The organism is Dokdonella sp. (genome assembly GCF_036518555.1).
Taxonomy (GTDB): Bacteria; Pseudomonadota; Gammaproteobacteria; order Xanthomonadales; family Rhodanobacteraceae; genus Dokdonella_A.
The window spans coordinates 1-6099 of sequence record NZ_DATDMY010000133.1; the positions used below are offsets into that span (position 1 = coordinate 1).

6 protein-coding genes are annotated in these 6099 nt (G+C 73.0%); 4 read left to right on the plus strand and 2 right to left on the minus strand.

Features of this window, described 5'->3' with window-relative positions:
* The 3 genes from VI238_RS08100 to VI238_RS08110 all read left to right on the plus strand — a co-directional run.
* Positions 1-439, plus strand: a 439-nt coding sequence (locus VI238_RS08100) for a sulfite exporter TauE/SafE family protein (RefSeq protein ID WP_331650250.1), incomplete at its 5' end; no start/stop codon positions are given.
* A gap of 83 nt (positions 440-522) precedes the next feature.
* Positions 523-1245, plus strand: coding sequence for a response regulator transcription factor (locus VI238_RS08105; protein WP_331650252.1), 723 nt, complete (start codon positions 523-525; stop codon positions 1243-1245).
* A complete protein-coding gene (locus VI238_RS08110; protein ID WP_331650254.1) occupies positions 1242-3206 on the plus strand; it encodes a PAS domain S-box protein in 1965 nt (654 codons plus the stop codon). Before VI238_RS08105 ends, VI238_RS08110 begins: the two co-directional genes overlap by 4 nt.
* Here VI238_RS08110 and VI238_RS08115 read toward each other — a convergent pair.
* Both VI238_RS08115 and VI238_RS08120 read right to left on the minus strand, forming a co-directional pair.
* A complete protein-coding gene (locus VI238_RS08115; protein WP_331650256.1) occupies positions 3197-4711 on the minus strand; it encodes a PAS domain S-box protein in 1515 nt (504 codons plus the stop codon). The genes VI238_RS08110 and VI238_RS08115 overlap by 10 nt on opposite strands.
* 116 nt (positions 4712-4827) lie before the next feature.
* Positions 4828-5550, minus strand: coding sequence for a Crp/Fnr family transcriptional regulator (locus VI238_RS08120; protein WP_331650258.1), 723 nt, complete (start codon positions 5548-5550; stop codon positions 4828-4830).
* Between the two features lie 178 nt (positions 5551-5728).
* On the opposite strand from VI238_RS08120, the gene VI238_RS08125 reads away from it, so the two are divergent.
* Positions 5729-6099, plus strand: a 371-nt coding sequence (locus VI238_RS08125; protein ID WP_331650260.1) for a hypothetical protein, incomplete at its 3' end; no start/stop codon positions are given.

Sequence of the window (6099 nt, forward strand, 5' to 3'; positions counted from 1 at the left end):
CGCCGCGACCGCGGTGTCGTTGCTGCTGCGTACGCGCGCGCCCGGCCTTGCGCTCGGCCTGCGCGCGTGGCCGCGGCTATCGCGTCTCGGACGTGGCCTGCTGCCGGTGACGAATCCAGTGCGCGCGTTCGCGTTCGGCACGATCTGGGGATGGATGCCGTGCGGCCTCGCGTACTCGATGCTGCTCGTCGCCGCGCTCGCGGGTTCCGCGCGCGACGCGTCGGCGACGATGCTCGCGTTCGGCCTCGGCACCGCGCCGGCGATGCTCGCGACCGCGTGGGGCTGGTCGCGCGTCGCGCGCGCTATGGCGCGTGCCGACGTGCGTCATGCGGCCGGCTTCGCCCTGCTCGCGTGCGGCGTGCTCGTCGCGATCGGCCCCTGGATCGCGCCGTACGTACCCGGCCACGCGTGGCTGCCGTTCGATTGCCTCGCACGCTGAATGGCCGTCACGCACGGGCGGCGCCGTCGAATGAGCGGTGCTAAAGTAGCATTGCTATTTGCGCCCTCGCCCGACTGCTCTCCATGTCCGACGCCGACGCCACGCCCGTCCTGCTCGTCGTCGACGACGACGATGCCATCGTAGAGCTCGTGCGACGCTACTTCGGTCTGCACGGCTTCCGCGTCGTCGCCGCCGCGGACGGACGCGCGATGCGCGCCGAGCTGCTGTCGTCGCCGGTCGACATCGTGCTGCTCGACCTCGGCCTGCCCGGCGAGGACGGCCTCGAGCTCACGCGTTACCTGCGCATGCACTGGTCGGGGCCGATCGTGATCGTGAGCGGCCGCGGCGACACCGTCGACCGCATCGTCGGGCTCGAGCTCGGCGCCGACGACTACGTCACCAAGCCGTTCGACCTGCGCGAGCTGCTCGCGCGGGTGCGCAGCGTGCTGCGCCGCAGCCAGGAGCGCGCCGCGCCGCGACCCGCGGCGGGCACGCTGCGGTTCGCGGGCTTCACGCTCGATCCCGCCTCGCGCACGCTCGTGCGCGCGGACGGCAGCACGGTCGGGCTGACGACGGGCGAGTTCGACCTGCTCGTGGCGTTCGTCGAACGACCGAACCACGTGCTCTCGCGCGACGACCTCATCGGCGCGCTGCACGGCCGCGAAGCGGGTCCGTACGACCGCTCCGTCGACATGCAGGTCGGCCGCCTGCGGCGCAAGATCGAGACGGACCCGGCCGAGCCGCAACTGATCAAGTCGGTGCGCGGCGCGGGCTACCTGTTCACGGCGAAGGTCGAGCGCCGGTGAGCGGCAGCGGAACCGAAGAGCTGTTCCGCGCGCTGTTCGAGACCGCGCCGGACGCGACGATCGTGGTCGATCGCGAAGGTCGCATCGTGCTCGCCAACGCGCAGGCCGATGCGTTGTTCGGCCGCGCCCCCGGTGCCCTGCGCGGCGAGCCGGTCGAGGTGCTGCTGCCGACCGCGCTGCGCGGCGGCCACTCGGCGCATCGCGAGCGCTACATGGCCAATCCGCGCCTGCGTCCGATGGGCGCAGGCTTCGAGCTCGTCGGCCAGCGGCTCGACGGCAGCGAGTTCCCGGTCGAGATCAGCCTGAGCCCGGTGCGCTCGGGCGCGGATCCGCTGTACGCGGCGTCGATCCGCGACATTTCCGAGACCCAGCGCGTGCGCCAGGCGCTCGCGCGCGCGCGCTACGACGCCGCGGTCGCCGACGCGGGGCGCATCGCGCTCGAGTCGCGCGCGGTCGAGTCGCTGCTGCAGTCGATCCCGGCCATGGTCGCCGGCGCGCTCGGCGTCGACGGCGTCGCCGTGCTGCTGCCGGCGCAGCAGCGCACCGAGCTGCAGGTGCAAGCCGCGCTCGGCGTACCGCGCGCGCTGCTCGACGACCTGCCGGCACTGCTCGCGCGCGACGACGACGCGGCCGACGACGCGCTGCGCGAGGCGGCCGCCGCTGCGGGGATGCACCGCGCGGTATCGCTGCCGCTGCACGGCCGCTACGGCGCCAATGGCGCCCTGCTCGCCTTCGCCGTCGAAGCGTCCGCGTTCGATCGCGACCAGATGCACTTCCTGCAGTCGATCGCGAACCTGCTGAGCGCGGCACTGCAGCGGCGCCACAGCGAGGAGCAACTCGCGCACGCGCAGCGCCTCGACGCGATCGGCCAGCTCACCGGCGGCGTCGCGCACGACTTCAACAACCTGCTCACGGTCATTTCCGGCAACCTGCAACTGCTGCAGGACGGCTTCGAGGGCGCCGAGCGCGAGCAGATCGTGCAGGGCGCGATGCGCGCAGTCGCGAACGGCGCCGCGCTCACGCGCAAGCTGCTCGCGTTCGCGCGGCGACAGCGGCTCACGCCGCGCACGATCCAGCTGCCCGAATGGCTCGCGGACCTGCATGCGCTGCTGCGCCGCACGCTCGGCGAAAGCATCGCCGTGTCGATCCGCTGCCCGGCCGCGACGCCGGCCGTGTACGCCGACCCGGGCGAACTCGACGCCGCGCTCGTGAACCTGGCGCTCAACGCGCGCGACGCGATGCCGCGCGGCGGCAATCTCGACATCGAGATCGGCGAACTGCGCCTCGACACGGACGGCGAGATCGCCGACCTCGTGGCCGGCCACTACGTCGTGATCGCCGTCGCCGACACCGGCACGGGCATGCCTGCCGACGTGCTCGCGCGCGCGCTCGAGCCGTTCTTCACGACCAAGGCCTCCGGCAAGGGCAGCGGCCTCGGCCTCAGCATGGTGTACGGCTTCGCGCGCCAGTCCGGCGGCTCGATGACGCTCGCGAGCGAACTCGGCTACGGCACGCGCGTCGCGCTGTACCTGCCGGTCGCGACGCGCGCCGAGCGACCCGTGGCCGCGCCGGTCGGCAAGCCGCGCCTCGGCGGCAAGGTCGTGCTCGTGGTCGAGGACGAGCCGGACGTGCGTGGCATCGCGGTCGCATTCGTGGGCGCGCTCGGCCACCAGACGCGCGTGGCCGGCAGCGCCGAAGGCGCGCTCGCCTTGCTGCGCGAGGACCCCTCGATCGAAGTGCTGTTCAGCGACGTCGTGCTCGGCAACGGCCTGAACGGCATCGAGCTCGCGCGCGAGGCCCGCCGCCTGCGACCGGGCCTGCCCGTGCTGCTCACCTCGGGCTACGAGCGCACCGGCGAGGACGTGCAGGATCCGTCGTTGCCGCTGCTGCGCAAGCCGTATCGACGCGAGGCGCTCGCGGACGCGCTCGATCGGCTGTTCCAGCCCGCCGCTCAGCCCTGACCGTCGCCGCGCCGGCCCAGGCGCTCGAGCGGCACCACGCCGCCGCGGCGCGCCGCGAATCGGCGCTGATAGAGGTCGGCGTCGGCGCGGCGGATCGTGTCTTCGAGCGATTCGCCCGCGGTCCGCAGCGCGTAGCCGTAGGAGAGCGCGAGCTCCGGTCCGTCGCGCCGCAGGGTGCGCGCGCGCAACGCGATGCGCTCGAGTTCGGCCGCGTCGGCGATGTCGGCGACGACGAGCAGGAACTCGTCGCCGCCCATGCGCACCACCGCATCGCTGTCGCGCGCGACCTCGCGCAGGTGCGCGCCGACGTCGACGAGCGCCTCGTCGCCGCTCGCGTGGCCGCAGTGGTCGTTGAGCTGCTTGAAGCGGTCGATGTCGAACAGCACGCAGCCCCAGCGCGCGGCGGCGTCCGCGCGTTGCCCGAGTTCGCCGAGGTAGCGCCGGTTCCAGCAGCGCGTGAGCGGATCCACCAGCGCCTGCTCGCGCAGGCGTTCGGCCTGGCGCTCGCGCTCGGTCGCGTCCTGCGCGAAACCGAGCACGTAGCGCAGGCGCTCGTGCTCGATGCAGGCGCGGTTGTCGAACGACCAGGTGCGTGCCGTGCCGTCGTGCGCGCGCAGGTGGAACATGCCGGCCGCCCGCCCTTCCGCGGCGATCGCGTGCAGGTAGGCCGCGTGTTCCGCCGCCGTGGCCTCCGGCATGAACTCGGCGAGGCTGTGGCCGACGATGTCCTCGCGGGACAGGCCGAGGTTGCGCGCGAAGGCGGGATTGGCGTCGAGGATGCAGCCGCCCTCGTCGTGCAGCCAGATCAGGCCGAGGCTGCTCTCGAACAGCTGGCGGAAACGCTGCTCGCTCGCGCGCAGGCGCTCGCGCGCCGCGCGCTCCTCGGTCACGTCGCGCAGCACCGCGACGATGCCGATCGCCTGGCCGCGCGCGTCGCGCACCGGCGCGCGCATCGCCGAGAAGCTGCGCGGCACGCCGTCGACGACGAGCGATTCCTCGCCGAGCCACGGTTCGTTGCGTTCCGCCACGATCGCGTCGTGCGCCGAGAAGGTCGCGGCCGCGTCGAACAGCTCGCCGATCGCGCGGCCGTGCAGCGTAGCCGGCGACCGGTGCAGCAACGCCGCGGCGGCGTCGTTGGCGAGCGTGCAGCGACCGGAGGCGTCGGTCACGATGATCGCATCGCTCGACCCCTGCACGACCGCCTGCAGCGTCGCGCCGAGCTCGATGAGGCGTGCGGTACGCAATTCGACCAGTTCGAGCGAGCGCCGGAACAGCCAGCCGGATGCGGTGACGACGAGCGCCATCGCGCCGAGCGCGACGCCGCCGAGGATGCCCGCGGATGCGTCGTCGAGGTGGACGCCGGTGATCGCACCGCGAACGCCCGCGGTGATGACGAGCACGGCCACGAGCACGGGGACGAGCAGGGTCAGCAGGAACCCGGCGAGCAGTAATCGCCGCGAACGCCGCGCGATCGTCGAGGCCGAGCTCACCACCGCGCTCACCATCGCCGGGACCTCCCCCGCAAGGCTGCGGAACTCCGCCTGGGGGGAGAGCCTGCGCCTTGCACCGGCGCAGCATCGTCCAGGCGCGGGGCGCCGTCTTGATCGGGGTCAATTCCCGGTCAGTGGACGGCCGCGCTGTCGGAGGCGATGCGCGCGAGCGCGGCTGCGTCGCGGATCGTCACGTCGCGGCGGCGCACGTCGATCAACCCGCCTTCGGCGAGGTGGGACAGCACGCGACTGACCGTTTCGTGCTTGAGCGCGAGGTAGTTCGCCATGTCGATGCGGCACATGCGCAGCACGAAGCGGCGCGGATCGAGGCCGATGCGCTCGTGGCGGTCGGCGAGGTCGAGCAGGAACGCCGCGACGCGGCTCTCGGCGCCGAGCGTGCCGAGGGTGAGCATCCATTGCCGGTCGCGACGGATCTCCGCCGCGAGCGACTCGGTCAGGCGCGCCTGCAACGCGGGTACGCGCAGGCAGGCCGTGAGCATCGGCGGATACGGCAGTTCCCACACCTCCGAATCCTCGAGCGCGACGACGTCGCATGCGTAGCGGGCGAGCCCGATCGACTCGACGCCGAGGAGGTCGCCGCGCATGCGGAATCCGGTCACCTGCTCGCGACCGTCGTCGGCGAGCTCGCTCGTCTTGAGGCAGCCGAAGCCGACGAGGAAGAGCGCATGGAACGGCTGGCCGGCGCGGAATACGTGCTGGCCGGCCGCGACCTTGCGCCGCACGACCTGGACGTGCTCGCGCAGCGTCTCGATGCCGATGTCGTCGCGCGCCTCGAACACGGGGCGGGGGGCCTTGGCCGCGGGGCCGACGCTGATCGGTTCGTTCGCGTACATCGTGCTGCTCCGTCGGGGATTCGATGGCGGGGAGTCTAGGCAGCGACCCGCACGCGACGACCACGCGACGGACACGCTCTGTAACAGTGCGTAACCGCGCCAGTTGATCTGCCGCAAGTCGCGCGCGCGCGGCTCGCCGATACTGGCCCGACGCGGCCGCCTCGCCGCCGGAATCCGCATGCAACCCAAAGCGACCTTCATCGACCCCGCCGCCGTCGAGGCCTGGGACGCGTGGTTTCGCCTCCGCGACGGCACGCGATTGCGCGATACGACCGTCGAGTGCACCTGGCGGCGGGTCGCGGACGCGCTCGGCACGGGCCGCGGCCCGCTGCGCCACGAGCTCATCGCCGCGCTGTCGGGTTGGCGCGTCCTGCTCGACGAGCGCATCGTCGCCAGCGCCGGCACGGAATCGCCGCACTGGCCGTCCGATCCATGCGCCGTCGTGAACGCCGCTGCCTTCGTCGAGGACCCGGGACAGCCCGACGCACGCTTCGACGGCGCGCGCTTCGCCGACTGCGCCGGGCTCGCGCTGCGCGCGCTCGACGCGAT